Origin of the sequence: Herbaspirillum frisingense GSF30 (assembly GCF_000300975.2) — a bacterium.
GTDB lineage: Bacteria > Pseudomonadota > Gammaproteobacteria > Burkholderiales > Burkholderiaceae_D > Herbaspirillum > Herbaspirillum frisingense.
This window is the reverse complement of the sequence record NZ_AEEC02000006.1, coordinates 166,805-188,973: the sequence shown is the minus strand read 5'-3', so window position 1 is coordinate 188,973 and position 22,169 is coordinate 166,805. Positions and strand designations below refer to the sequence as shown.

At 64.9% G+C, this 22,169-nt stretch carries 20 protein-coding genes; 5 read left to right on the top strand and 15 right to left on the bottom strand.

What is annotated here, in order from left to right:
• Positions 1-125: 125 nt before the first annotated feature.
• Positions 126-1,841, top strand: a complete 1,716-nt coding sequence (locus HFRIS_RS06640; RefSeq protein WP_006462505.1) for a chloride channel protein — start codon at positions 126-128, stop codon at positions 1,839-1,841.
• Between the two features lie 280 nt (positions 1,842-2,121).
• Here HFRIS_RS06640 and HFRIS_RS06635 read toward each other — a convergent pair whose 3' ends face one another.
• Positions 2,122-2,502 carry a hypothetical protein gene (locus tag HFRIS_RS06635; protein WP_139347024.1) on the bottom strand — a complete coding sequence of 127 codons (381 nt, stop codon included), beginning with the start codon at positions 2,500-2,502 and terminating at the stop codon, positions 2,122-2,124.
• A 177-nt stretch (positions 2,503-2,679) separates the two neighbouring features.
• Positions 2,680-3,180, bottom strand: coding sequence for a Csu type fimbrial protein (locus HFRIS_RS06630; protein ID WP_006462503.1), 501 nt, complete (start codon positions 3,178-3,180; stop codon positions 2,680-2,682).
• Positions 3,181-3,707: 527 nt separating this feature from the next.
• On the opposite strand from HFRIS_RS06630, the gene epsC reads away from it, so the two are divergent.
• The gene (epsC, locus tag HFRIS_RS06625; RefSeq protein ID WP_006462502.1) at positions 3,708-4,631 is read left to right on the top strand and encodes a serine O-acetyltransferase EpsC; all 924 of its coding nucleotides are present in this window, start codon (positions 3,708-3,710) and stop codon (positions 4,629-4,631) included.
• Positions 4,632-4,667: 36 nt separating this feature from the next.
• Here the strand turns inward: epsC and HFRIS_RS25535 are convergent, their stop codons facing one another.
• Both HFRIS_RS25535 and HFRIS_RS06620 read right to left on the bottom strand, forming a co-directional pair.
• On the bottom strand, positions 4,668-4,823 hold the full coding sequence (locus tag HFRIS_RS25535; RefSeq protein ID WP_167331818.1) for a hypothetical protein: 156 nt from the start codon (positions 4,821-4,823) through the stop codon (positions 4,668-4,670).
• Positions 4,824-4,942: 119 nt separating this feature from the next.
• Entirely contained in the window at positions 4,943-6,094 is a 1,152-nt protein-coding gene (locus HFRIS_RS06620) for an MFS transporter (RefSeq protein WP_006462501.1), read from the bottom strand.
• Positions 6,095-6,169: 75 nt separating this feature from the next.
• On the opposite strand from HFRIS_RS06620, the gene HFRIS_RS06615 reads away from it, so the two are divergent.
• Positions 6,170-7,066 (top strand): LysR substrate-binding domain-containing protein, encoded by an 897-nt coding sequence (locus HFRIS_RS06615; protein WP_006462500.1) that lies wholly within the window; start codon positions 6,170-6,172, stop codon positions 7,064-7,066.
• 854 nt (positions 7,067-7,920) lie between these two features.
• Here HFRIS_RS06615 and gcvH read toward each other — a convergent pair.
• From gcvH to HFRIS_RS06560, 11 genes are all read right to left on the bottom strand, one after another.
• Entirely contained in the window at positions 7,921-8,298 is a 378-nt protein-coding gene (gene gcvH / locus HFRIS_RS06610) for a glycine cleavage system protein GcvH (RefSeq protein ID WP_006462499.1), read from the bottom strand.
• A 28-nt stretch (positions 8,299-8,326) separates the two neighbouring features.
• On the bottom strand, positions 8,327-8,929 hold the full coding sequence (locus HFRIS_RS06605) for a peroxidase-related enzyme (RefSeq protein ID WP_006462498.1): 603 nt from the start codon (positions 8,927-8,929) through the stop codon (positions 8,327-8,329).
• An 11-nt stretch (positions 8,930-8,940) separates the two neighbouring features.
• Positions 8,941-9,462 (bottom strand): CMD domain protein, encoded by a 522-nt coding sequence (locus HFRIS_RS06600; RefSeq protein WP_006462497.1) that lies wholly within the window; start codon positions 9,460-9,462, stop codon positions 8,941-8,943.
• Positions 9,459-10,790 (bottom strand): acyl-CoA thioester hydrolase/BAAT C-terminal domain-containing protein, encoded by a 1,332-nt coding sequence (locus tag HFRIS_RS06595; RefSeq protein WP_006462496.1) that lies wholly within the window; start codon positions 10,788-10,790, stop codon positions 9,459-9,461. The genes HFRIS_RS06600 and HFRIS_RS06595 overlap by 4 nt, the downstream gene beginning before the upstream one ends.
• Before the next feature lie 4 nt (positions 10,791-10,794).
• Positions 10,795-12,381 (bottom strand): ABC transporter substrate-binding protein, encoded by a 1,587-nt coding sequence (locus HFRIS_RS06590; protein ID WP_006462495.1) that lies wholly within the window; start codon positions 12,379-12,381, stop codon positions 10,795-10,797.
• Positions 12,382-12,596: 215 nt separating this feature from the next.
• Positions 12,597-13,604 carry an ABC transporter ATP-binding protein gene (locus tag HFRIS_RS06585; RefSeq protein ID WP_006462494.1) on the bottom strand — a complete coding sequence of 336 codons (1,008 nt, stop codon included), beginning with the start codon at positions 13,602-13,604 and terminating at the stop codon, positions 12,597-12,599.
• The gene (locus tag HFRIS_RS06580) at positions 13,597-14,589 is read right to left on the bottom strand and encodes an ABC transporter ATP-binding protein (protein WP_006462493.1); all 993 of its coding nucleotides are present in this window, start codon (positions 14,587-14,589) and stop codon (positions 13,597-13,599) included. Before HFRIS_RS06580 ends, HFRIS_RS06585 begins: the two co-directional genes overlap by 8 nt.
• Positions 14,586-15,530 carry an ABC transporter permease gene (locus tag HFRIS_RS06575; protein ID WP_420865056.1) on the bottom strand — a complete coding sequence of 315 codons (945 nt, stop codon included), beginning with the start codon at positions 15,528-15,530 and terminating at the stop codon, positions 14,586-14,588. The genes HFRIS_RS06580 and HFRIS_RS06575 overlap by 4 nt, the downstream gene beginning before the upstream one ends.
• Before the next feature lie 17 nt (positions 15,531-15,547).
• Positions 15,548-16,522, bottom strand: coding sequence for an ABC transporter permease (locus tag HFRIS_RS06570; protein WP_006462491.1), 975 nt, complete (start codon positions 16,520-16,522; stop codon positions 15,548-15,550).
• Entirely contained in the window at positions 16,519-17,991 is a 1,473-nt protein-coding gene (locus HFRIS_RS06565) for a SidA/IucD/PvdA family monooxygenase (RefSeq protein ID WP_006462490.1), read from the bottom strand. The genes HFRIS_RS06570 and HFRIS_RS06565 overlap by 4 nt, the downstream gene beginning before the upstream one ends.
• 310 nt (positions 17,992-18,301) lie before the next feature.
• Complete coding sequence (locus tag HFRIS_RS06560) at positions 18,302-19,240, bottom strand: LysR family transcriptional regulator (protein ID WP_006462489.1); 939 nt, start codon at positions 19,238-19,240, stop codon at positions 18,302-18,304.
• Positions 19,241-19,585: 345 nt separating this feature from the next.
• Between HFRIS_RS06560 and HFRIS_RS06555 the strand changes: the two genes are divergently transcribed.
• Positions 19,586-20,785, top strand: coding sequence for an aminotransferase class V-fold PLP-dependent enzyme (locus tag HFRIS_RS06555; protein ID WP_006462488.1), 1,200 nt, complete (start codon positions 19,586-19,588; stop codon positions 20,783-20,785).
• A 298-nt stretch (positions 20,786-21,083) separates the two neighbouring features.
• A complete protein-coding gene (locus HFRIS_RS06550; RefSeq protein ID WP_006462487.1) occupies positions 21,084-22,163 on the top strand; it encodes a YjhT family mutarotase in 1,080 nt (359 codons plus the stop codon).
• Positions 22,164-22,169: the final 6 nt, after the last annotated feature.

Below are 22,169 nucleotides of genomic sequence, written 5' to 3'. Positions count from 1 at the left end.
GCAAGCGCTAGGCCGAGTTTCGACCATTTATATCATGTTGTGATATATTGCAGACCTATCCCTTTGCGCTGGCTGGCCTACACTCGCAGTGGGTCCGGCAGGCAGCGCCCCATCCTGACTCCGGCATGAAACACAAACGCGACTACACCGCCGACCGGCGGCTCCCCTACCTGTGCGCCATCGCACTGCTGATCGGCGCCCTCTCCACCGGCGCTGCCTGGCTGCTGCTGAAGCTCATTGCGCTCTTCACCAACCTGTTCTACTTCCAGCGCCTGTCCTTTGCGGCCAGTTCCCCGGCCTCGCATACGCTGGGCTGGATCGCCGCGCTGCTGCCGGTGGCGGGCGGCCTGATCGTCGGCCTGATGGCCCGTTATGGTAGTGACAAGATCCGCGGCCACGGCATCCCTGAAGCCATCGAGGCCATCCTCTTCGGCAAGAGCCGTATGTCCCCCAGGGTGGCCGTACTCAAGCCCTTGTCCTCGGGCATCGTCATCGGCAGCGGCGGCCCGTTCGGAGCCGAAGGGCCGATCATCATGACCGGCGGCTCGGTCGGTTCGCTGCTGGGGCAATGGCTGCACCTGACGGCGGCCGAGCGCAAGACCCTGCTGGTGTGCGGCGCCTGCGCGGGCATGACGGCAATCTTCGGCACGCCGCTGGCGGCGGTGTTGCTGGCGGTGGAGCTGCTGCTGTTCGAACTGCGCCCGCGCAGTCTGTTACCGGTGGCGCTGGCCTGCGCGGTGGCCGGCTTCCTGCGGCCCTGGGTACTGGAGGCGGATGTGCTGTTCCCACTGCAGGTGGCCGCGCCGGCCCCGATGGCCCTGCTCTCCTGCCTGGCCGCCGGCCTGGCCAGTGGCAGCCTGGCGGCGCTGCTGACGCTGGCGCTGTATCGCATCGAGGACGGTTTCCATCGCCTGCCGCTGCACTGGATGTGGTGGCCGGCGCTGGGCGGCATCGCCGTCGGCCTGGGCGGGCTGCTGCAGCCGCGTGCGCTGGGCGTGGGCTATGACGTCATCGCCGACCTTCTGAACCAGCACATCCTGGTCTCGGCGGCAGTAGCGCTGCTGGTGGTCAAGGCGGTGATCTGGTTGCTGGCGCTGGGCTCGGGGACCTCGGGCGGGGTATTGGCGCCGCTGCTGATGATGGGCGCCGGCCTGGGACTGGTGCTGGCCCCGTGGCTGCCGGGCGGCTCCCCCGGACTGTGGCCGCTGGTGTGCATGGCCGGTGTGCTGGGCAGCGTACTGGGTGCACCGCTTACCGCCATCGTCTTCGCCTTCGGCCTGACCCATGCCAGCAATGCCCTGCTGCCCTTGATCGCCACCACCGCCGTCGCCTATGGGGTCAACGTACTGTGGATGAAACGCTCCATCATGACCGAGAAGATTGCCCGCCGCGGCCTGCACGTGCACCGCGAATACGGCGTCGATCCGCTGGAGCGCGTGCATGTGGAAGACCTGATGTCCGCCGCGCAGACGCTGGATGCGTGCCTGCCGGCCGGCGCCGCGCTGGCGCAATGCCGTGCTGGCACCCACGTACATCGCTACTATCCGGTGACCCGTGGACGTCAACTGCTAGGCATGCTGGCCCTGCGCACGCTGGAGGCGGCCGACCCGGCCCAGGTCTGCGGCCTGCTGCTGGAACCGGATCGCGGCTATCTGCTGCCGCACCTGAGCGCCCGCACTGCCGCCGGCATGATGGCGCGGCTGGGCGTGGCGCGCCTGCCGGTCGTGGCCGGCCCGGAACGCCGGCAGCTGGTGGGGATGCTTTCCCTGTCCGACCTGGCGCGCGCCAGCGCCGCCCATGCGGAGGAAGAATCGGTGCGGGAAAAACTGCTGGGCAACTAGGGCCTGTTCACATTTAATCTGCGAGATGCGTTGGCGCCAGAAGGCGTGGTGGCAAGGCGCGCGTCAGGGCTGGTGGTGGTGCCACCAGCCCTGACGTGCAACGCCGCCAGCGCGCCTTCTGGCGCCAACCCTCCGGGAGAGGCCGCCAAGCGTCGCCTGCCGTTGTTGCAGCTCCTTGCCGTAGTACCACTACGACGCGTCGCTGCGCCTAGGCAGTCAACGCTTGGCGACCTCTCGCACTCGTAGATTAAATGTGAACAGGCCCTAGGCTGTATCGGCCTTACAGCACCCCACCGCTGAGCTTGCACATCAGGTTGTCATGCGAGACCAGCACCACATTGATGCCGGCATTGCCGTTATCCAGGCGGAATTCGCTGTTGCCGTTGGAGAGCGAAATGCTCCGCACCGCCCGCGTCGCCGTTTCGGTGAGCACGGTTTCGCCGGCCATGTTCAGGCAGGTGAGCACGCAACCGGCCCCGGCGGCGCAACTGCGCGTGATGTCACTGGCCACCGGTGTAGGCGCGGCCGTGCCCACGGCTGGCACCGGCACCGGGACGACCGCCGCTGTAGCAGGGGCGGCCTGTGCCTGCGCCGCCACCCAGGGCAAGCTCAGCAAGGAAAACGCCACGAAGGCGCAACAGATGGAGCGGACCATACGCATGGCTTGCCTACCCTTCTCGCAATCAATCAGGCCGCTATTGCATCACAAACAAAAAAAGGGCGCACCTCCTTGCGGAAGCACGCCCAAAAGTCAGCCCCCCTCAGGGCTTCCCGGTAATCCGGTGTGGTGCGACGAGGGCCGCTGCGGTGAACGCAGGCGGCGGTCGTCGTGGCGAAATCAGTAGGTCAAGGTGACGGTGACGGTATCCGAATAGGCACCTGCCAGCGGTGTCTGGGCGGCGGCGATCTGGCCGTACACGGTCAGCGTCTGGGTCAGGCCCGAGCCGGTGCCGGTGGCGGTATCGGTGCCGATGGTCGAGCCCCAGTTGTTGGTGCGGGCTGCATCGCGGTACAGCGCATAGTTCAGGGTACCGCCGCCGGCCGCGCTCATCTTGCGGTTGCTGACGGTGGCGCCGGTGCCGGTACCGGCGTCCAGGCCGACGTTGTAGGCGGTGCCGTTGGTGCAGAGCACGGTGATGGTGCCGGACTGGTTGACCACGCTCTGGGTGTAGGCGCCGAAGGCGATGGCCGAACCGACCACAGTGCAGGCGGCAACCACCGAGGCGCTGATGGTCAGCGTGCCGCTGGCGGTGGCAGCGAAGGAAGCAGGTGCACTGGAAGCCAGCACGACGGCGGCGACGGTGGCGGCAACGAAGCGGTTTTTCTTGGCATTGAACATTTGATCTCTCCCTGATCGCTGCCTGGTCCTCGCCCCTTGCTCGGACTTCGTTGTGCAGCTGGTATGGAGAGAACTTTACGTTTTTGTTGTGGCGCCAAGTATCGGGTGCTTCCTGAGAGCGGCGGGAAAAGGCGTCAGGAATTCCCTGAGTGATGCAGGGAGGTCACAGGGAGGCAAGCGACCCTAAAACTCCGGCATCTGCCCGAAAGGCCCGCCCACACTGCCTTTGCGCCAGATCAAATTGTGCATATAGATATGTTAAATGAGTGTTTGCATCAAAATCTATTAGCCGATAAAGTACGTTCCCAGAGCAGATTCAATTGCGGCGCCACTTTTCAGATAGAACTGGGCGCCGCGAATCGCTCTTCCGCGCTCTTCCGGTTACCCACTCCCTCCCTTCCACTGGTCCCTGCCCGACGGCATGCGGCGCCAGTTCCTTGCAGATCCGACAATTTCCTCGCCGTCCGTGCTGGCCACGTTGGAACAGCCCGCCGACGCGCTGCCTGCATTTTTGATAGCATGCCGGGATGGATACTTCACATACCCCCGAATTGAACGCCCTGGCCGAATCGGCCGGGATGGGCCTGTCTGCCGTGGTGGCCGGGCTGCGTACCTCACGCGAAGTGACCAACAAGATCCGCTATCGCGGCGAAATCCGCGAACTGCCTTCGCGAGAGGCGATGAAGACGCTGCTGGCGCATCTGCAGGCGGCATTGTTCCCCACGCATTACGGCCACACCGACCTGTCGGACGAGACCATCGATTATTTCGTGGGGAGTCAGTTGAATGCAGCCTTGTGCATCCTGAAGGAACAGGTGCGCCGCAGCCTCTACTTCAGCAGCGACAGCGAAGAAGACAGCCTGTTGCGCGAGCGCGCTGACGTGATCACGCGTGAGTTCGCGCATCAGTTGCCGGGCATACGCGACGTGCTGGTCAGCGATATCCAGGCGGCCTACCACGGCGACCCGGCGGCCTCCAGCATTTCGGAAATCCTGCTCTGCTATCCCGGCACTACCGCCATCATCTACCACCGGCTGGCGCATGCCCTGCATCAGCTGGGCGCCCCCTTGCTGGCACGCCTGATCGCCGACATCGCGCACTCTGCCACCGGCATCGACATCCACCCGGCAGCGCAGATCGGCCCCAGCTTCTTCATCGACCACGGCACTGGCGTGGTGATCGGCGAGACCACCATCATCGGCCGCAATGTACGTCTGTACCAGGCGGTGACGCTGGGCGCCAAGCGTTTCCCGCAGGAGCCGGATGGCTCACTGGTCAAGGGTATCCCGCGCCACCCCATCGTCGAGGATGACGTGGTGGTCTATGCCGGCGCCACCCTGCTGGGCCGCATCACCATCGGACAGGGCTCGGTCATCGGCGGCAATGTCTGGCTCACCCACAGCGTGCCACCGGCCAGCAATATCTCGCAGGCGGAAATGCTGAGCGACTGAAGGCTGACCTGCGCTCTGCCGGCATGCATGGGTCGGTCAGCCGCCCAGCGGCAACCAGCGCTGCAGCAGGAACAAGGGACCCAGCAACGCCAAGCCGAACAGGAAAATGGTGCCGATCAGCTTGCGCTCGGACGGTTGCAGGGGCTCCAGCGCGAGGCTGCCGAGTTCCTGGTAGATGTGATGGTCTTGCATGAGGACTCCCGGATCGAAAGACAAGTGCCTCATGCTATCCAAGGGCCGCGCGGCTGTGAACGAAGCGATGGGCGCATCGATATCCGGTGGGCGCATAAGCCCCCGATAGCCCGTCCGGCCTAGGGGCCCCGTGCGGCGGAGGGTGCGGGTACCGGTGCCGGTTCGCGGCCGCAGGCCAGCGCGGCCAATGCCAGGGCCGCAGCCGCCAGTCCATACAACCAGAGCGAAGACATCACCGGCAACAGCAACCCTGCCATCATCGGCCCCATGCCGGCCCCGATATCACGCCAGATGGCCCGCCCCGCCAGCGCATGCACCCGCTGCCCCGGAGGCGTACGAGCCGCCACGATGGGCGCCAGCAGCGGCAGCTGCAAGGCGCGCAGGATCACGATCAAGCCGGCGAACAGCCACAGCAACCCGCCCCCGAATCCCACCAGCGCCACGCAGGTCGCCAGCGACAGCGTGACCAGCACCTTCACCGCACCGAAACGCTCGGCCAGCCATCCGCCCAGGGGACTCAATACGATCTCGCCGGCATAGCGCAGCGCCATCAGCACCCCGGCCACCAGTTCACCATCCGCCCCAAAGGATTGCTTGCTCATGTAGGCCAGTCCGACGATGAACAGCCCGTCCAGCGTCAGACCTTCCAGGAAAGACCACCAGTCCAGCGCATTGGGCAGCTTCCAGCGGCGTGGCTGCGGGGGGGCATAGCCATGGGCCGGCAAGCGGCGCGCCGCCAGCAGGCCCAGCACCGCGGTGCAGGCCACCAGCAGGAACACCATGCGCGGTCCCACATGCGCGGCCAGCAAGGCCGCCGTGGGCAACCACAGCATCGGGCCGATAGCGATCACCCCGCGCGAGCGCCCGGAACGCCGCGCCGCCCCTTGCGGATTGGACGTCGACATGGCCTGGGTCGACAGGTTGAGCCCGGCAAACGCCATGCCCCACAGCAGCCGCAGCGGCAGCAGCGCCCAAAAGCCGCTGGCCACCGTATAGCCCAGCGCACAGAGGATGGCCGCGCACACCGCCAGGGTGCAGGTGGGTCGATCACCGCGTCTGGCATAGAAGGCCGCCACCCAGCGATAACCGGCGATGCGCACCAGCCGGTTGGCCGCCAGCAGCACCCCGGCCTCGGCCAGGCTCACGTGGAACTGGTCGGAGTACATCGGCAGCAGGAGGTAGAGAACGATGTCGCAGGGCAAGGCGGCCGACAGCGACATGGCGGCATGGCGCGAATCGAGGTCGGCCTGGCGGAGGTCTGGCGTGGTCATGGGCCTGATGTTGCGCCGCGTGGGCGGCGCTGACAAACGATATTAATTCCAGGCATGCGTGATAAAATCTGACGCATGGCCGACCTTTCCCTTCCGCTCAACGCCATCCGGGCCTTCCTGGCGGCGGCCCGCCATCAGAGTTTCACGCTGGCCGCGCACGAGCTCAATGTCACCCATGGCGCCATCAGTCGCCAGATCAAGAATCTCGAAGACTACCTGGGCATGCCGCTCTTCGAGCGTCGCGTGCGTCAGGTGTTGCTGACCGAACGCGGCCGGCAGTTCTTCGAGGAAGCCAGCCCGGCGCTGGACATCCTGGCCACGGCGGCGCGCCGCGTGATGCGCGACGCCCCTACCCGCACGGTGGTGATCAATGTGCGGCCGTCCTTTGCGGTGCGCTGGCTGATTCCGCATCTTTCCGATTTCGTGGAGCGTTATCCGGGCATTGCGCCGCAGGTAGTGACCAGCACGGCGGCGGTTGGCCGGGCCGGGTCTTCCTTCGATATCGCGGTACGGCGGGGGGAGACCAATTGGCCGGAGAGTTTGAAGGTGCAGCGTTTCATGGAGGACGAGTTGGTGCTGGTGGCTTCGCCTGCGTTGCTGAAGTCGATGCCGCTGGAGGGCGTGGCGGGCATCGGGCGGCATACGCTGTTGCTGTCGCGCAGTCGGCGCAATGACTGGGAGGACTGGCGCAGGCTGGCGGGCTTGAAGCGCTCGCGGGGGCAGGCGATGCTGTATTTCGATCACGTGCATTTCGTGTTGCAGGCGGTGGTGGATGGGCTGGGGTTGGCGTTGTCGCCGGTATCGCTGGCGGACAATGATCTGCGTTCGGGGCGGCTGGTGTGTCCGCTGCCTGATTTGCGGATGGCCTTGGCGCCTTATTACCTGGGGATTTCTCCGCAGGCGGGGGCGGAGGCTTTGCTGTTTGCCAAGTGGTTGGGGGAGTATCGGGGGATGGCTGGTTTTTATGGCTGAGCTTTTGGGGCTTCGATTTTTTGATTAAACGGCGGGTAGTCTGCACGGAATTTCTTCCTCCGCCCTGGCTTAATTTCTATCTCTCTCCGGTCGGAGGGGAGCGCCGGGGGCGGCCCGGCAGCCGCTCACTTTTCTTGCTTCGCCAAGAAAAGTAAGCAAAAGAAGGCGACCGCTACTGCCCCGCCCTCCTTCGGAGGGTCCCCACGTTGGGCCCCACGAGAACGGGAAAAATAGAGTCGCTTCGCTCCCACTATTTTCCTGATCCGTTCTCATGGGGCCCAACGCGGCGGGGCAGAAGCGGACAGCCGATCCGGCTCGCCTTCGGCCTCGCGGGGGGCTCGCCTTCGGCTTCGGAATGCCACGGATTTAATGATCTTGGTAGATGCATTAATCAAAACTTAATGCTGGCGGAGTATCCCGATACGACCCTGCTCAGTCGAACAGACGAAAAAAATCAAGAGAGAAAAAGTACCAGCAGCGCCCCACCAAGATGTGCCAAGCCCCCACGAAGCCGAAGGCGAGCCCCCCGCGAGGCCGAAGGCGAGCCGGACACGCTTTCCCCCTTGGGAGCCAGCCGCCGGAGTGGAGCGGCAAGTGGATCAGAAAAATAGTGGGAGCGAAGCGACTCTATTTTTCCCACTTGCTGCTTCACTCCGGCGGGAACCCTCCGCAGGAGGGCTGGCTCTTGGGGGCCGTTTTCTTTGCTTACTTTCTTTGGCGGGCCAAAGAAAGTGAGCGGCTGCCGGGCCGCCCCCGGCGCTCCCCTCCGACCGGAGAGAGATAGAAATTAAGCCAGGGCGAAGGAAGAAATTCCGTGCAGACTACCCAAGCCCCAGCAACAAACAAAAACCAAATCAGGAAACCAGCTTCAAATACCCCTGAGCATCCAAAAACCCCTCAGAAGAAAACGCCCCAGCCGGCTGCAGCTTGAAGATCCACTGTTCATAGGGCGCATCATTGACAGCATCAGGCGTCTCCACAAGCGCCTCATTGACAGCCAGCACAACCCCATCAACTGGCGCATGCAAATCCGAAGCCGTCTTGTTGGACTCAACAATCCCCGACTCCTCCCCCCGCACCAAAGAACGCCCAACAGCCGGCATCTCCACATAGACCAGCGGCCCCAACTGCTCCTGCCCAAAATCGGTAATACCGATGGTCAGCGAACCGTCCTCCTCCACCCGCACCCACTCATGGGTCTGGGCATAGACAAGATGATCGGGAATCAGCATTACAGCCTCCTAAAAATAAAGATGAACCTCAAGCCTCGGCTTTGGAGCCATCCGCAAACACCGGCTCACCCAAATTGAGCATCAGCCGATTGGCCCAGGCAAAGATCGCCACCGAATGGATCAGATCCAACACCTCCAGCTCCGACAGACCCACGTCATACAACGCCTTGATCTGCGCCGCACCGATCTCACCCGGCGTCTCCGTCAACTCCGCAGAAAACTTCGCCACCGCCTGCTCACGCGCATCCACGCCCGCCCCATACGGCGAATCGAACACCTGCTTCACCGTGTCATTGCGCTTGGCCAGCTGCTCGAAACGCTGCGCATGCACCGACGCGCAATACACGCAGCCATTGATGCGCGAAACCACCAGCGAGCCCAGCTCACGCTCCGCGCGCGACAAGCCGCCCGGCGCGTACATGATCGCGTTGAAGGCTGCCGACCGCTGGCGCAGGATGTCCGGCTGGTGCGCCAGGAACAGGTAATAGTCCGACGTCTTGGCCTTGGGATGGCTCTCCTCCAGCACCTTCACCTGGTCTTCGCTGGCCTGCTCCAGCTGGATCACATCCAGCCACGCATCCCACTCCAGGGTTTCATTGGTAAAGCCGTTGGCCTTGATGATGTCGCTCATGTCGATTCTCCTTACTGAGCCGCCGCAGCACGCATGGCCTTCAGGCCCGCGACCACGCGCAATTGATAGGACACGAAGGCGATCAGCTGCGACAGCGCCACCACCGCAGGGGTGCTGATGCCGGCCGCTGGCAGCTTCTCGATGGCGGCCTTGTCGCCGTCGACCGGGCGCTGCGTCAGCGCACGGGTGAATTCCAGCATGGCGCGCAGGCGCCCCGGGGGCAGCTGCTCAGGCTCACCACTGTCGGCCACGGCCAGTTGCCCGGCCTCGGCCGGTACTGCCTGGGCGCGGCTGCGATAGTGCGCAGCCAGGTCGGTGGCACCGGCCAGGCGGCAGGCGTACAGCGCCACCAGCAGGCGCTCGTCCAGGCCGATGCCTGCTAGCGCAGGATCGAACAGCGTGTCATAGCTGCCCTGCGAAGCCACCGCCACCTTCTCGCGCTGATGGCGCAGGCTGTGCAGCGGGCTGCCGGCGTCGAGGCCGGACAGTTGGTCGATGACATCCTTGCTGATGTCGTAGGCGGGGGTACTCATGAAGTCTCCTTGTTGGATGAATGCCTGGTCAGCGCGTCGCGCAGGAAGTGCTGCGCCTGCTGCCAGGAGTCGATATCGGCGCGGGCATTCGCGGACGGCTCACCACCACCGGTGCTGATGCGACCGGACACCGGATGGGCATAGGTGGTCTGCGTGGTCGGTACGAACGGGAACAGGATGGAATGGCCGGCATTGGCGTAATTGCGCCAGACCACCGGCCAGGGATGCGCCACCTCGGCCAGCTTGTCGCGCACCATGCTGCAGTAGAGGCTGGAAGGCCAGGAGCCATCGTCGGTGGCCGACAGCAGCAGCACCGGGCCGGCGATCCTCTCCACCGGGATCCGGGCGCGGGCCACCGCCTCCTCGTCCTGCAAGGCGGTCAGCATCGCCAGTTCATGGCGATGCGGTGCCGGGCCTTCGTCGAAGGGCGCCCAGCTGGCGCTGCGGTTGTCTTGCCACTGGTGTGGCAGCGGCTCGCCATGCAGCAGCCAGGTCGGGCCTTCGCGGCCCACGGCCGGGTCGGCCGCATTCTGGCCGCTGTGCACCAGCGCGCTGGGCACGTAGGCCAGCACGGCCGATACCTTCTGCGGGAAGGTCGCGCCCAGCAACAGCACCAGTTCGCCACCTCGCGACTGGCCGCTGATGGCCACGAAGTCGTGCAGCGGCTGTACCTCGGCACGCAGCCAGTCCAGGCCACGCTCGAAATATTCCAGCGGCGTGTTGGAGATGTAGTTGGACAGCCCTGGCGCCTTGAAGTAAGCCAACGCGAAGGCAGCATAGCCACGCGAGGCATACAGCGCCGCGCGCGGTTCGTTGATGCCGCCACCGGAACCGTTGACGATCATCACCGCCGGGTGCGGCCCGGGCGTGGCCGGCAGGAACAAGCTGCCGACCAGCCCCTCTTCGCGTACCTCGCGCCGGATCACGCCCTCGGCCGCCAGGCGCTGCACCAGCTCCGTGCTGGCCGGGGTGCAACGGGCCAGGCCCGGCTGGTCCAGCGACGACACGGTCAGCGTCGTCACCAGCGGCGCCGTCACATCGGAATGAAAGTTGTCGCGGCGCCCGGCCTGCACCGGTTGCTGCGACCACAGCAGGCCCATCGGATCGATGCCGTAGTAGTCGCCATCGATGGCCGGGTTCATGCTCACATCCACATTGCCGTACGCATCGGCGATGTAGCAGGCGCTGCTCTGCCACTGGGCGCCGTTGCGCAGGGTCGCCGATGAAATCCGCACCGGCTCGCCCGGATGCGCGCCACGCACGATGATGCGGCGTGGCACGTCGATCAGGTCGTCGGCCGGGCTGACCTCGATGGAGAAGTTGGGCATGGGCTTACTTCTTGTCCTGGGTCACCATCATGGCGGTGGTGCGGTCGCTGCTGATGGGGGTGACCTTCAGGCCCTTCTTGGCGGCCCAGATGTTCTGGTAGTGGTACAGCGGGATCACGCCCACTTCTTCCGACACCGTCTTGGCGGCGCCACGCAGGATGGCTTCACGCTTGGCAGGATCGAATTCCGCGGTGGAATCGGCCAGGGCCTTGTCCACGGCCGGGCTGCTGTAGTGGTTCCAGTTGGAGGCGCCGATGCCCTTCTTGGGATCGACCGAACCCAGCACGTTGACCAGGGCATAGCTGGCTTCGCCGGTGCCGTTACCCCAGGCCAGGACCGAGACCGCGAACTCGTTCTTGTTGGCACGCGAGGAATACGACGCCCATGGCAGCACCTCGACCTGGGTCTTGATGCCGATGCGGGTCCAGAACTGGGCCACCGCCTGCATGGTTTCCGGCGCTTGCGGATAACGGTCGTTGGGGACGTGGATGGTCAGCTTGAAACCGTCCGGGAAACCGGCCTCGGCCAGCAGCTTCTTGGCCTCGGCGGCGTCGAAGGGGATGTTCTTGATCTCCGGGTTGTAGCCGAAGGTGTCGGCCGGCATCCACTGGTTGGCCTCGGTGGCGGCGCCTTGCAGGATGCGGTCGATCAGGGCCTTGCGGTTGATGGCCAGCGACATGGCGCGGCGCACGCGCACGTCCAGCAGCGGATTCTTGTCCAGCTGCTTGCCGTTGTTGTCGGTGATGAAGGGGCTGGGGCCTTCGTGGAAGCTCGGCTGGATCAGCAGCACGCGCAGGCCGTTGTAGGGATAGACCTTGACGTTGGGCGACTGCTTCAGCTTGGCCAGGTCGGACACCGAGACCTTGTCGATCACGTCCACGTCACCGGACAGCAGCGCCGCGGTGCGGGCCGCGCCGTTGTTGATGTAGCGGTAGTTGACCTTTTCCCACAGGGCCTTGCCGTTCCAGTAGTCGTCATTGCGCTGCATGACCACGCGATCGCCCGGCGTGTAGGAGACGAACTTGTAGGGGCCGGTCCCCACCACGGCCGCGCCGCTGTTGTAGTTCTCGGTGGTGGACTTCTCGCCCACGTGCTTGCTGACGATGTGCACCGAGGCCAGGTTCAGCGGCAGATCCGGGTTAGGGATATTGGTCTTGATGACCAGGGTCAGCGGGTCCTTGGCGGTGACCGATTCCACCGTGCGCAGGTAGCCGGCGAAGGTCGCCACGCTGCCCGGCACGGCGCGTGCGCGCTGGTAGGAGAAGATCACGTCGTCAGCGGTGAAGGGCTTGCCGTCCTGCCACTTGACGTTGGGGCGCAGCTTGAATTCCCAGGTCTTGGGGTCGATGTTCTTCCAGCTCACGGCCAGGCCGGGGACCAGCTTGTTGTAGTCGTTCTGGACCAGCAGGTCCCAGAAATGCAGGTCCACCGAGCGGTCGCCGGCGTGGTTGTTCAACTGCGGATCCAGCGACGACAACGGGTCGGCAAAGGCGATGTTGAGGTTCTGCGCGTGCGCTGCGTCGGCAGCGGCGGCCAGGGCCACGCCGGTCAGGGCAACTGCCAGCAGGCGGGTCAGGAGGGTCTTCTTCATGGTCGGGTTCCTCTGTGTGGTCATGGTGGAGGCACTACGGGTACATCAGTTCGGGGCTTTCTGGACGGCCCCCTTGCTCCCGTTCGGACTGAGTAGCAGCGCAGCTGCAACATCTGCATATCGAAGGCCTGGCTGCAACTGCATCAGCGTCTTCGATACGGCCCCGGGGGGCCTACTCAGTCCGAACGGGAGATGGAACATTTCAACAACCCCTCTCATCGGCCATCGTTGAGATGGCAGGCACTCATATGCCCCGGCGCGATCTCGCGCAGGAGCGGTTGTTCTTCACGGCAGCGCGCCATCGCATGCGGGCAGCGCGGATTGAAATGGCAGCCCGTGGGTGGATTGAGCGGGCTGGGAATCTCGCCCTTGATGGCGGTGAACTCCTTCTTGCGTGCCGCCATGCGCGGCACCTCGGCCAGCAGGGCTTGCGTGTAGGGATGGTTGGGCTGGCCGAACAATTCGGCCACCGGCGCACTCTCCACCACACGGCCCAGGTACATGATGACCACGCGGTCGGAGACATGCTCCACCACGCCCAGGTCGTGGCTGATGAAGAGATAGGTCAAGCCCAGTTCTTCGCGCAGGTCCATGAACAGGTTCAGGATCTGCGCCTGGATCGACACATCCAGCGCCGCCACGGCCTCATCGCACACCAGCATCTGCGGCTGCACTGCCAGGGCGCGGGCGATGCCGATGCGCTGGCGCTGGCCGCCGGAGAACTGGTGCGGGTAGCGGTCGCGCAGGGCCGGATCGAGGCCGGCACGCAGCAGCTGGCGGCAGACGTACTCATCCAGGTCACCCTCGACCTTGCCGTTGACTTGCGCGGCCTCGCCCACGATCTGGTCGATGCGCAGGCGCGGGTTCAGGCTGGCGTAGGGGTTCTGGAAGATCATCTGCACCTGCAGGCGGGCTTCGGCTTCTTCCTTGCTGGTGAGCGTGGAGCGCTCGCGGCCGTTGATCAGCACCTGTCCGTCCGAAGGATCGAGCAGGCCACAGGCCACGCGGCCCAGCGTGGACTTGCCGCAACCGGATTCGCCGACCAGCCCGACCACTTCGCCGGGCAAGACTTTCAGATCGACCTGATCGAGGGCGTGCGTGACGGCCGGTGGACGGCTCCAGCCGCGTGCCTGCAACTGGCGCTCCAGCCAGCCCTGGCGGCGCTCGCCAAAGCGACGGCTGACGGCGCGGGTTTCGATCAGGGGGATGACGGCCTTATCCATGTTGCGCATTGCCCTGTGGGCTGGTAGTGGGGTGATAGCAACGTACGCGGTGGCCCGGCAGCGGTTCGCTGATCCCGGGGGCTTCCAGGCAGTGCTGGCTGACGCGCTCGCAGCGCGCCGCGAAGGCACAGGTGGGGGGCAGGTGCAGCAGATTGGGCGTCATACCGGGAATCTGGCGCAAGCGCGCACCGCGCCGGTTGTTGCTGGGCAGGCTGCCGATCAGGCCCTGGGTATAGGGGTGCAGCGGCGCATCGAGCACCGCATCCACACTGCCCTGCTCGACAATACGTCCGGCATACATCACCGCCACTTCATCGGCCAGGCCCGCCACCACCGACAGGTCGTGGGTGATCCAGATCAGCGCCGTGCCATGCTGGCGCGCCAGTTTCTGCACCTCCGACAGGATCTGCGCCTGGATGGTCACATCCAGCGCGGTGGTCGGCTCATCGGCAATGATCAGGTCGGGCTTGTGCAGCATGGCGATGGCAATGGCCACGCGCTGGCGCATGCCGCCCGAGAGCTGATGCGGATAGGCCTGCAGACGCTCCTCGGGACTGGCGATACCCATCATGCCCAGAGTGTCGCGAGCCAGTTCGCGGGCCTGCTGGCGGCTCACCTTGCTGTGCGCGAGCACGGCATCGACCATCTGCGCCTCGACCTTGAGCACCGGGTTCAGGGTCATCATCGGATCCTGGAAGATCATGGCGATGCGGTTGCCCTGCAGCTCGCGCAGGGAGGTCTTGTCCATGCGCACCAGGTCGCGTCCCTGGAACAGGATCTCGCCGCCGACAATGCGGCCCGGGGCATCGACCATGCCGAGGATGGAAAAACCGGTCACGCTCTTGCCCGAGCCCGATTCACCCACCAGCCCGAGGATGCGGCCACGACCGACCGACAGCGAGACATCATCGACCGCCGGCAGCACACCATCGGGCGTGAAGAAATGGGTGCGCAGATTGCGCACTTCCAGCGTGAGGGCGCTCATTTCTGCCACCTTGGATTGAGGATGTCGCGCAGGCGGTCGCCCACCAGATTGATGGCGACGATCACGACCAACAGCGTGATGCCGGGATAGAAGCTGATCCAGTATTCGCCCGAGAGCATGTATTGGTAACCGTTGGAGATGAGCAGGCCCAGCGAAGGCTCGGTAATGGGAACACCCAGGCCGAGGAAGGACAGCGTGGCTTCCAGCGTGATGGCACGGGCCACCTGCAGGGTGCCGATGACGATCAGCGGCGGCAGGCAGTTGGGCAGGATGTGACGCACCATGATGCGCCAGGACGACAGGTTCAGTCCGCGTGCCGCCTCCACGTATTCCTTGCGCCGTTCCACCAGCGCCTGGCCCCGGGCGGTGCGGGCATAGTAGGCCCACTCCAGCACCACCAGCGTGGCCATGACGTTGAAGATGCCCTTGCCGACATAGGCCAGGATCAGCATGGCCACCAGAATCGACGGGAACGACAGCACCAGGTCGGCAAAACGCATCAGCACCGTGTCCACCTTGCCCCCGGCGTAGGCGGCCAGCAGGCCGACGAGCGTGCCGATCACGCCGGCGATCAGCGCCGAGCCCACACCGATGCCCACGCTGATGCGCAGACCGTAGAGGATGGCCGAGACCAGGTCACGGCCCTGGCCATCGGTTCCCAGCCAGTAGGTATAGGTCCCCACGCCGTTGATGGTGCCGGGATGCAGGCGGGCATCGAGCACGTCCAGCTGCATCAGGTCATAGGGGTTCTGCGGCGTGATCCAGGGCGCGGCAATGGCGCCCACAATCAAGAGCAGCACGATCACCAGGCCCAGCACGGCCGAGCGCGAGGCCACGAAGTGGCGCAGCACGCGGCGCCAGGGCGACTCGCGGCGCGGGGCCTGGAAGGCCGACAGCTCGGCCACGCGGGCGCGCACCTGCTCCTGGGTCATCGGGGTCATTTCGGTTGGCGGCACGCTCATGCCTTGGCCTCCACCCGCACGCGCGGGTCCAGTATCTTGTAGAGCACGTCGACCACCAGGTTGATGGTGACGAACATGCAGACGATCACCATCAGGTAGGCCACGATCACGGGCCGGTCCAGGGCATTGATGCTGTCGAGGATCAGCTTGCCGGCACCGGGCCAGGCGAAGATGCTCTCGGTTACCACTGCGAAGGCGATGGTGGAGCCAAATTCCAGGCCGACCACGGTCACCAGCGGGATCAGGGTATTGCGCAGCACATACATCAGCACCACCCGCGCCGGGGACAGCCCCTTGGCACGGGCGAACTTGACGAAGTCCATCGGCAGCACCTCGCGCACGTTGGCGCGGGTCAGGCGGATCACCAGCGAAATCTTGAACAGCGACAGGTTGATGGCGGGCAGGATCATGTGGCGCCAGCCGTCCGCCGTCAGCCACGACCATTGCACCCCGAAGAGTTCGGCGGTCTGGCCGCGCCCGCCCGAGGGCAGCCAGCCCAGCGTGACCGAAAAGGCCATGATGAGCATCAGGCCGATCCAGAAGGTGGGCAGCGAAAAACCGAGAATACTGGTGGTCATCACCAGGCGCGAGAGTGGATGGTCGGGCTTCATGCCTGCGAACAGACCCAGCGGCACCCCCACCAGCAGCGCCAGGAACAGCGCCGCGAAAGCCAGTTCCAGCGTGGCCGGCAAGCGCTGGAAGATCAGCAGGATGGCCGGCGTGTTGTACACGAAGCTGTTGCCCAGGTTGCCGTGCAGGGCGCCATTGAGGAAGGCCAGGTACTGGCGCCAGACCGGCTGGTCCAGCCCCAGCTCCTGGATGATGCGCAGGCGGTCCACCTGGTCGACGTCCTGGCCGATCAGGATATCGACCGGATTGCCGATCATGTGCAGGCCGAAGAAGACGATCACCGTCATCAACAGCACCACCATCAGCGCCTGCAGCACGCTCTTTGCAATGGCGACCGTCATGCGGGTAGCTCCCAGGGGGATTCGGTCCACTCGTCGCCTTCCAGTTCCGGCTCTTCATAGGACTGGATATTGCGGTAGTGGTACTCGACATCTTCGCTGTACATCAGCGCGGCGATGCCTTGTGCCAGACGATAGGCACCGTCGCTGATGGCCGGGATATCGCCCGACACCGTGCCATGGCTGGCGGCGGCCGGGTAGCAGAAGCAGTGGATACGCTCCAGCCCCGGCAGGCTGCCCGGGGTCTTCTGCTGGAATTCGAACACCGGACCCAGGTAGGGAGAATCGGCCAGTTCCCCGTCTTCCTCGCCGGCGGGCGGAGTGTAACGATCACTCCAGTTGAGGATATGCGGCGCGATGTCCTTGAATTCGGGTCGGATGCTCCAGTCGATCTTGAAACCGGTCGAAAAGAACAGGAAATCCAGTTCCAGCGGACCACGGTTGGTCTGCAGCAGCAGCGAACCGTCGTTGTTGACGTCCACCTTCTCGATGGCAGTGCCCAGCAGGAAGCGCGCATTGGCAAAGCGCGAGACGCGGCGCGTGCTGCCCGAAGGCGGCGGTACCTGCTGCACGTTGACGTAATGGCGGATGCGCCACTTCCAGGCATCCGGCAGGTGCAGGTGGCCGTTGACCAGGCCGGGACTGCCCGACCCCTTGCCCTTGTTGATGCGCGGCAGGTCCTTGCGGCGGATCAGCAGATCGACTCGCGCCGCACCCTCATCCAGGGCGGTGGCCGCGCTGTCCATGGCCGAGGCACCGCCACCGATGACACCCACGCGCCTGCCCTTCAGGCTGGCGTAGTCCAACAGGTCGGACGAATGCGCCCAGCGGTCGCGCGGCAATTGCTGCACCAGCGGCGGCAGGTAGGCGCCACCCAGGCCATCGCGCCCGGTGGCCAACACCACGCGACGCGCCAGCACGGTGGACTCGCCCGCAGGCGACTGCAGCTTCAATGCGACGATGCCATCGGCACGCGGCTGCACGGCCAGCACGCGGTGCTCGTTGCGGATATCCAGTTGCATCACGCGGCGGAACCAGCGCAGGTAATCCATCCACTGCAGGCGCGGAATCTTGTCCAGTGCGTCCCACGCCGCCAGGCCGAACTGGGCCTCGAACCAGGCGCGGAAGGTCAGCGCCGGAAAGCCCAGGGCCGGACCGGTCAGGGTCTTGGGCGAGCGCAGGGTTTCCATGCGCGCCGTGGTGGCCCAGGGGCCTTCGAAGTCCTTGGGGGACTGATCGTAGATGACATTGGCGATACCCAGGTGCGACAACGCCACCGAGGCGGCCATGCCGGCCTGGCCACCGCCGATGATGGCCACGTCGATCACGGGCTGACCATCGCGTTCCAGGGTCGGAGTCCACGACTTGCCGGGCAGCGCCAGCCATTCCAGGTCCTGGCGCAGACGCGCCTCCAGGGCGGCCAGTCCGGCCGGGCTGGGAGCGCTCGATGTTGTCGCTTGGGTGTTGTCCATATCGCCTCGTCAAAAGCATGAAAAGACGTCGCCGGCACGGTAGTTTGCCGTCGATCGTCTCATTTCGGGTTCTTGTGATGCGGCACCCTTCCCGGTTGACGCCGCTGTTGGGAGGCTGTGTCGACTTCAGCCACCTACCGTTCGACCTGAGTAGGCCCTTTCAGGGCCTTATCGAAGGCGTACCTGCGTGGCGCCTTCGATACGCGGCCATGCCGCTACTCAGGTCGAACGGTGAGTGGCAGCACACAACATCTGCCCCAGCCTCTTTGTTACTTGTTACTTACTGCGCTGCTACACACTACAAAATCATTTACAGCAATTCATCGTGCAGGCTGGCGTCACGCTTGACGAAGCCCTGCAGGGTGTGGCGTGCGGCCTGCTCCACCGCATCGATCAGGCTCTGGGTCATGCCCTCGACCGGCTTGCCATAGGGCGTGACCACACCAAAGTAAAAAGGGATGTCCACCGCCAGCCGCTTGACCACCATCCCCTCGATGGGCATGCCATAGGCCGTGGCCGGCTCCACCAGCGCCACCCCCAGCCCGGCGCGGGCGGCCATGATGGCGTTGAAGGAAGTGTTGGTATCGATGGCCACGTCCAGCTGGCTGTCTTCGCCCAGGGCGCTCTCCACGCGTTGGCGCAGGCGGTAGCGATTGGACATGGTGATGACGCGCTGCCCGCGCAGGGCGGCGCGGGTCAGCTTGTCGCGCCCGGCCAGGGGATGGTCGGCGCGCACCACCGCCACGCAGGGCGCCTCGCCGATCCAGTGCAGGTCCAGTCCGCGATGGGCCACCGGCAAGGACGTCAGCCCCAGGCTCACGGTACGGTGCAGGACGGCATGCACCACCTGCTCGGCCGACGCGCTGCGCAGATGGACGTGTTCGGGAAAGGCACGCCCCTTGTCGCTGACCAGCAACTGCAGGGCGGCCGGAGCAATGGTCGAGGCCAGCGCGGGAGTCGCTACCAGGTGCAGGGGATGGACTTCTTCCCGGGCGATTTCCTGGGCACGTTCGCGGATGCTGCGCAGGCCCACCAGCGAGCGCTCCACTTCTTCATAGAGCAGGAAAGCCTTGGCGGTAGGTGTTACCCGCGGGCCGTTGCGGTCGAACAGGGCATAGCCCAGCTCGGCCTCCAGATCACCGACGGCCTTGCTGACGGCCGGCTGCGAACGCCCCAGGCTGCGACCGGCGCCGGTCACACTACCCAGGGTCATTACCGCCGCAAATGCCTCCAGCTGGTTCAGGTCCATCGAAATCGCTTTCCTTGATCAAAGTGCTTGCATATGATTTTCGAATTATAGGTTTGTCTGTATTCTATTTCAGTATAATAATTTTGTATAAGCAAATGCATGCCGGCGTTGCTTGACCTGGAATTCGAGGGAATCAGGGCCGCCGCTGGCGCCATTGCGCTTGCTGCCACGGCATTGCCGCCAGGAAAAACCGTAAAGCGTATATACAAATACCTTCAAAGTCCTTTTCCCGGCGTGGCCAGGCGCGCTAACGTATGACCCATGACGTATGGATACGATGTGCCGGCCGCACGGCTGGATCAACCCCGAGCTTCCGATTATTCCGATTAGTCCGACCACGCCCACATGAACGCCCCTGCCCCCTGTCGCCCGCCGGCCGATCTGCAATTCCCCATCTACCTTGACTATGGCGCGACCACGCCGGTCGATCCGCAGGTGGCGCGGGTGATGTGCGATTTCCTCACCGACAAGTTCGGCAATGCCGCCAGCAGCTCCCATCCCTTCGGCTGGGAGGCGCGGCGCGCCGTGGATCATGCGCGGGCGCAAGTGGCTGCTCTGGTGGGTGCGCAGGCCAACGAAATCATCTGGACCTCCGGTGCCACCGAATCCAACAACCTGGCCCTGAAGGGCTGCGCCCATGCCCTGCGCGCACGTGGACGCGGCAAGCACCTGATCACCGTGGCGACCGAGCACAAGGCCGTGCTCGATACCATGCACACCCTGGAGAAGGCCGGCTTCGAGGTCAGCTATCTGCAGCCCGGCGCCGATGGCCTGATCACCCCGGAGCAGTTCCGCGCCGCCCTGCGCGACGATACGCTGCTGGCCTCGGTCATGTACGTCAACAACGAGATCGGCGTGATCCAGCCGATCGCCGAACTGGGTCGCCTCTGCGCCGAACGCGGCGTGGTATTCCACGTCGATGCGGTGCAGGCCGCCGGCAAGATCGCCATCGACCTGGCGCAGCTGCCGGTGGACCTGATGTCCTTCTCCGCGCACAAGGTGTATGGCCCCAAGGGCATAGGCGCGCTCTACGTGCGCACCAATCCGGACCTGAAGCTGGAAGCCCAGATCGATGGTGGCGGCCATGAAAACGGCATGCGTTCGGGCACCCTGGCCACGCACCAGATCGTCGGCATGGGCGAAGCCTTCGCCCTGGCCGGCCAGTTGCTGCAGGAAGAAGGCCGCCGCATCCGCAGCCTGCGCAATCGGCTGTGGGCGGGGCTGGCAGACTTGCCTGGCGTGCAGCTCAATGGCAGCGCCGAGCAGCGCGTACCCCACAACCTGAACGTGAGCTTCCCGCCCACCCGCTATGGCACGCTGGCCAGCCAGTTGCTGGGCATCGCGGTATCGGCCGGTTCGGCCTGCAACTCGGCTGCCTCCGCACCGTCTTTCGTGTTGCTGGCCATCGGCCGTTCGCCGGAAGTGGCACGCAATGCGGTGCGCTTCTCACTGGGACGCGGCACCACCGAAGCGGAGATCGATTACGTCGTCGCCGCCGTGCGCCAGGTGCTGGCCTGCGAGCTTGCCGCGGCGCTGCCGGCCTGACGCGGCCCGGCCTGACGCGGCCCGGTAGCTACTCTGGCGCGCTTGCCCCCCCTATTCCCCGACCCGCCTCTCGCGTATCGCTCCAGGCCTGAGATCGCTCCCGGCCTGAGCTTTCGCGCCCCATCCGGTTCACTCACGATCACCTCCATCGCGCCCAGGCGGCCAACAACGGGGAGCGTTTGCATTTTCGCAAGCATGCACACGGATTCGATTTTTAGGACTTTTCTCATTGACCGGGAAGGTGAGCACTTTTACCTTGCATCCGGCATTCCGATGACATGTCCAAGAAACAGAATCCATGCCCACCCAGCCCCCTCCTCGCCTCCACCAGATCATCACCACGCACCTGCCGGCCCTGCCGGGCGAGTGCGTGGACGGCGGCGGTGCGCGGGTGGGCCAGACCATCTATGCCGGCCTGGGCAGCGCGGGTCATCGCTGGTATTGCCTGGACCTGTCCCTTCCCGGCCACCACTGGGAACGCTGCGCCGATTTCCCCGGGCCGCCACCGCGCTGCGCAGTCGTCATTGCCGCTGGCGATGCAGTCTACGTATTCGGCGGCTTCGGCAAGGCATCACCGGCTGCCGTCACTACGCAATTCGACACGGCCTACCGCTACCTGCACGCCAGCGACCGCTGGGAGCAATTGAACACGGTCTTGCCGGTGGGCTTGAGTGGCGCCGCTGCCATCGCAGTCAATGCAAGCACCCTGTTGTTCTTCGGTGGCTACCATCGGGAGCAGTTCGATGCTTTCCACCGCGACCTGGAAACGGCCGAAGAAAGGGATCGCGAGGACATCACCGTGCGCTACATGAGCCGGCCCATCGCCAGATTCAACTGGAACGCCGAGACCTGGGCCCTGAACCTGCTCACCATGACCTGGCACAGCATGGGAACCCAGCCCCACCACGGTCACTGCAAGGCAGCTGTGGTCCGCGATGGCGCCAATTTCTATCTGCTGGGCGGTGAAGTCAAACCCGGCCTGAATGCCAGCACGATCAAGCATGGCCGGCTGGGCCCCGCCGGCGTGCAGTGGCAGGCGTCGCACGCGGTGCCGGTCAACGACGGCTTCGGTGGCTGTTTCGGCGGTCGCATCGGGAACATGACCGTGGTCGCCGGCGGAACGCACTTTGCCGGCGCCTGGGAACGCTACGCCCGCGGTGACTATTTCGCCCATGAAGGATTGCGCAGGAAATGGCTGGGCAACATCTTCGTCCTCCAGGACCGGCAGTGGAATTATCTGGACAGCCTGCCCTGCCCCCGTGCCAACGGCATCAGCATCGAAGTCGGCGACGGCCTGGTCCTCATCGGCGGCGATGGTGATGAAGGGCGGCCCTGCCTGGATACGCTGTGGCTGCGGGATCGACTCATCATGCGTTGATCGTCC

Coding starts and splice junctions, on each gene's coding strand:
- HFRIS_RS06575 (WP_420865056.1), bottom strand. CDS start 15,530: ATGACCCCGATGACCCAGGAGCAGGTGCGCGCCCGCGTGGCCGAGCTG.
- HFRIS_RS06580 (WP_006462493.1), bottom strand. CDS start 14,589: ATGAGCGCCCTCACGCTGGAAGTGCGCAATCTGCGCACCCATTTCTTC.
- HFRIS_RS06595 (WP_006462496.1), bottom strand. CDS start 10,790: ATGCCCAACTTCTCCATCGAGGTCAGCCCGGCCGACGACCTGATCGAC.
- HFRIS_RS06600 (WP_006462497.1), bottom strand. CDS start 9,462: ATGAGTACCCCCGCCTACGACATCAGCAAGGATGTCATCGACCAACTG.
- HFRIS_RS06585 (WP_006462494.1), bottom strand. CDS start 13,604: ATGGATAAGGCCGTCATCCCCCTGATCGAAACCCGCGCCGTCAGCCGT.
- HFRIS_RS06620 (WP_006462501.1), bottom strand. CDS start 6,094: ATGACCACGCCAGACCTCCGCCAGGCCGACCTCGATTCGCGCCATGCC.
- HFRIS_RS06560 (WP_006462489.1), bottom strand. CDS start 19,240: ATGGACCTGAACCAGCTGGAGGCATTTGCGGCGGTAATGACCCTGGGT.
- HFRIS_RS25535 (WP_167331818.1), bottom strand. CDS start 4,823: ATGCAAGACCATCACATCTACCAGGAACTCGGCAGCCTCGCGCTGGAG.
- HFRIS_RS06630 (WP_006462503.1), bottom strand. CDS start 3,180: ATGTTCAATGCCAAGAAAAACCGCTTCGTTGCCGCCACCGTCGCCGCC.
- HFRIS_RS06635 (WP_139347024.1), bottom strand. CDS start 2,502: ATGCGTATGGTCCGCTCCATCTGTTGCGCCTTCGTGGCGTTTTCCTTG.
- gcvH (WP_006462499.1), bottom strand. CDS start 8,298: ATGCTGATTCCCGATCATCTTGTCTATGCCCAGACCCATGAGTGGGTG.
- epsC (WP_006462502.1), top strand. CDS start 3,708: ATGGATACTTCACATACCCCCGAATTGAACGCCCTGGCCGAATCGGCC.
- HFRIS_RS06570 (WP_006462491.1), bottom strand. CDS start 16,522: ATGACGGTCGCCATTGCAAAGAGCGTGCTGCAGGCGCTGATGGTGGTG.
- HFRIS_RS06550 (WP_006462487.1), top strand. CDS start 21,084: ATGCCCACCCAGCCCCCTCCTCGCCTCCACCAGATCATCACCACGCAC.
- HFRIS_RS06640 (WP_006462505.1), top strand. CDS start 126: ATGAAACACAAACGCGACTACACCGCCGACCGGCGGCTCCCCTACCTG.
- HFRIS_RS06565 (WP_006462490.1), bottom strand. CDS start 17,991: ATGGACAACACCCAAGCGACAACATCGAGCGCTCCCAGCCCGGCCGGA.
- HFRIS_RS06590 (WP_006462495.1), bottom strand. CDS start 12,381: ATGAAGAAGACCCTCCTGACCCGCCTGCTGGCAGTTGCCCTGACCGGC.
- HFRIS_RS06605 (WP_006462498.1), bottom strand. CDS start 8,929: ATGAGCGACATCATCAAGGCCAACGGCTTTACCAATGAAACCCTGGAG.
- HFRIS_RS06615 (WP_006462500.1), top strand. CDS start 6,170: ATGGCCGACCTTTCCCTTCCGCTCAACGCCATCCGGGCCTTCCTGGCG.
- HFRIS_RS06555 (WP_006462488.1), top strand. CDS start 19,586: ATGAACGCCCCTGCCCCCTGTCGCCCGCCGGCCGATCTGCAATTCCCC.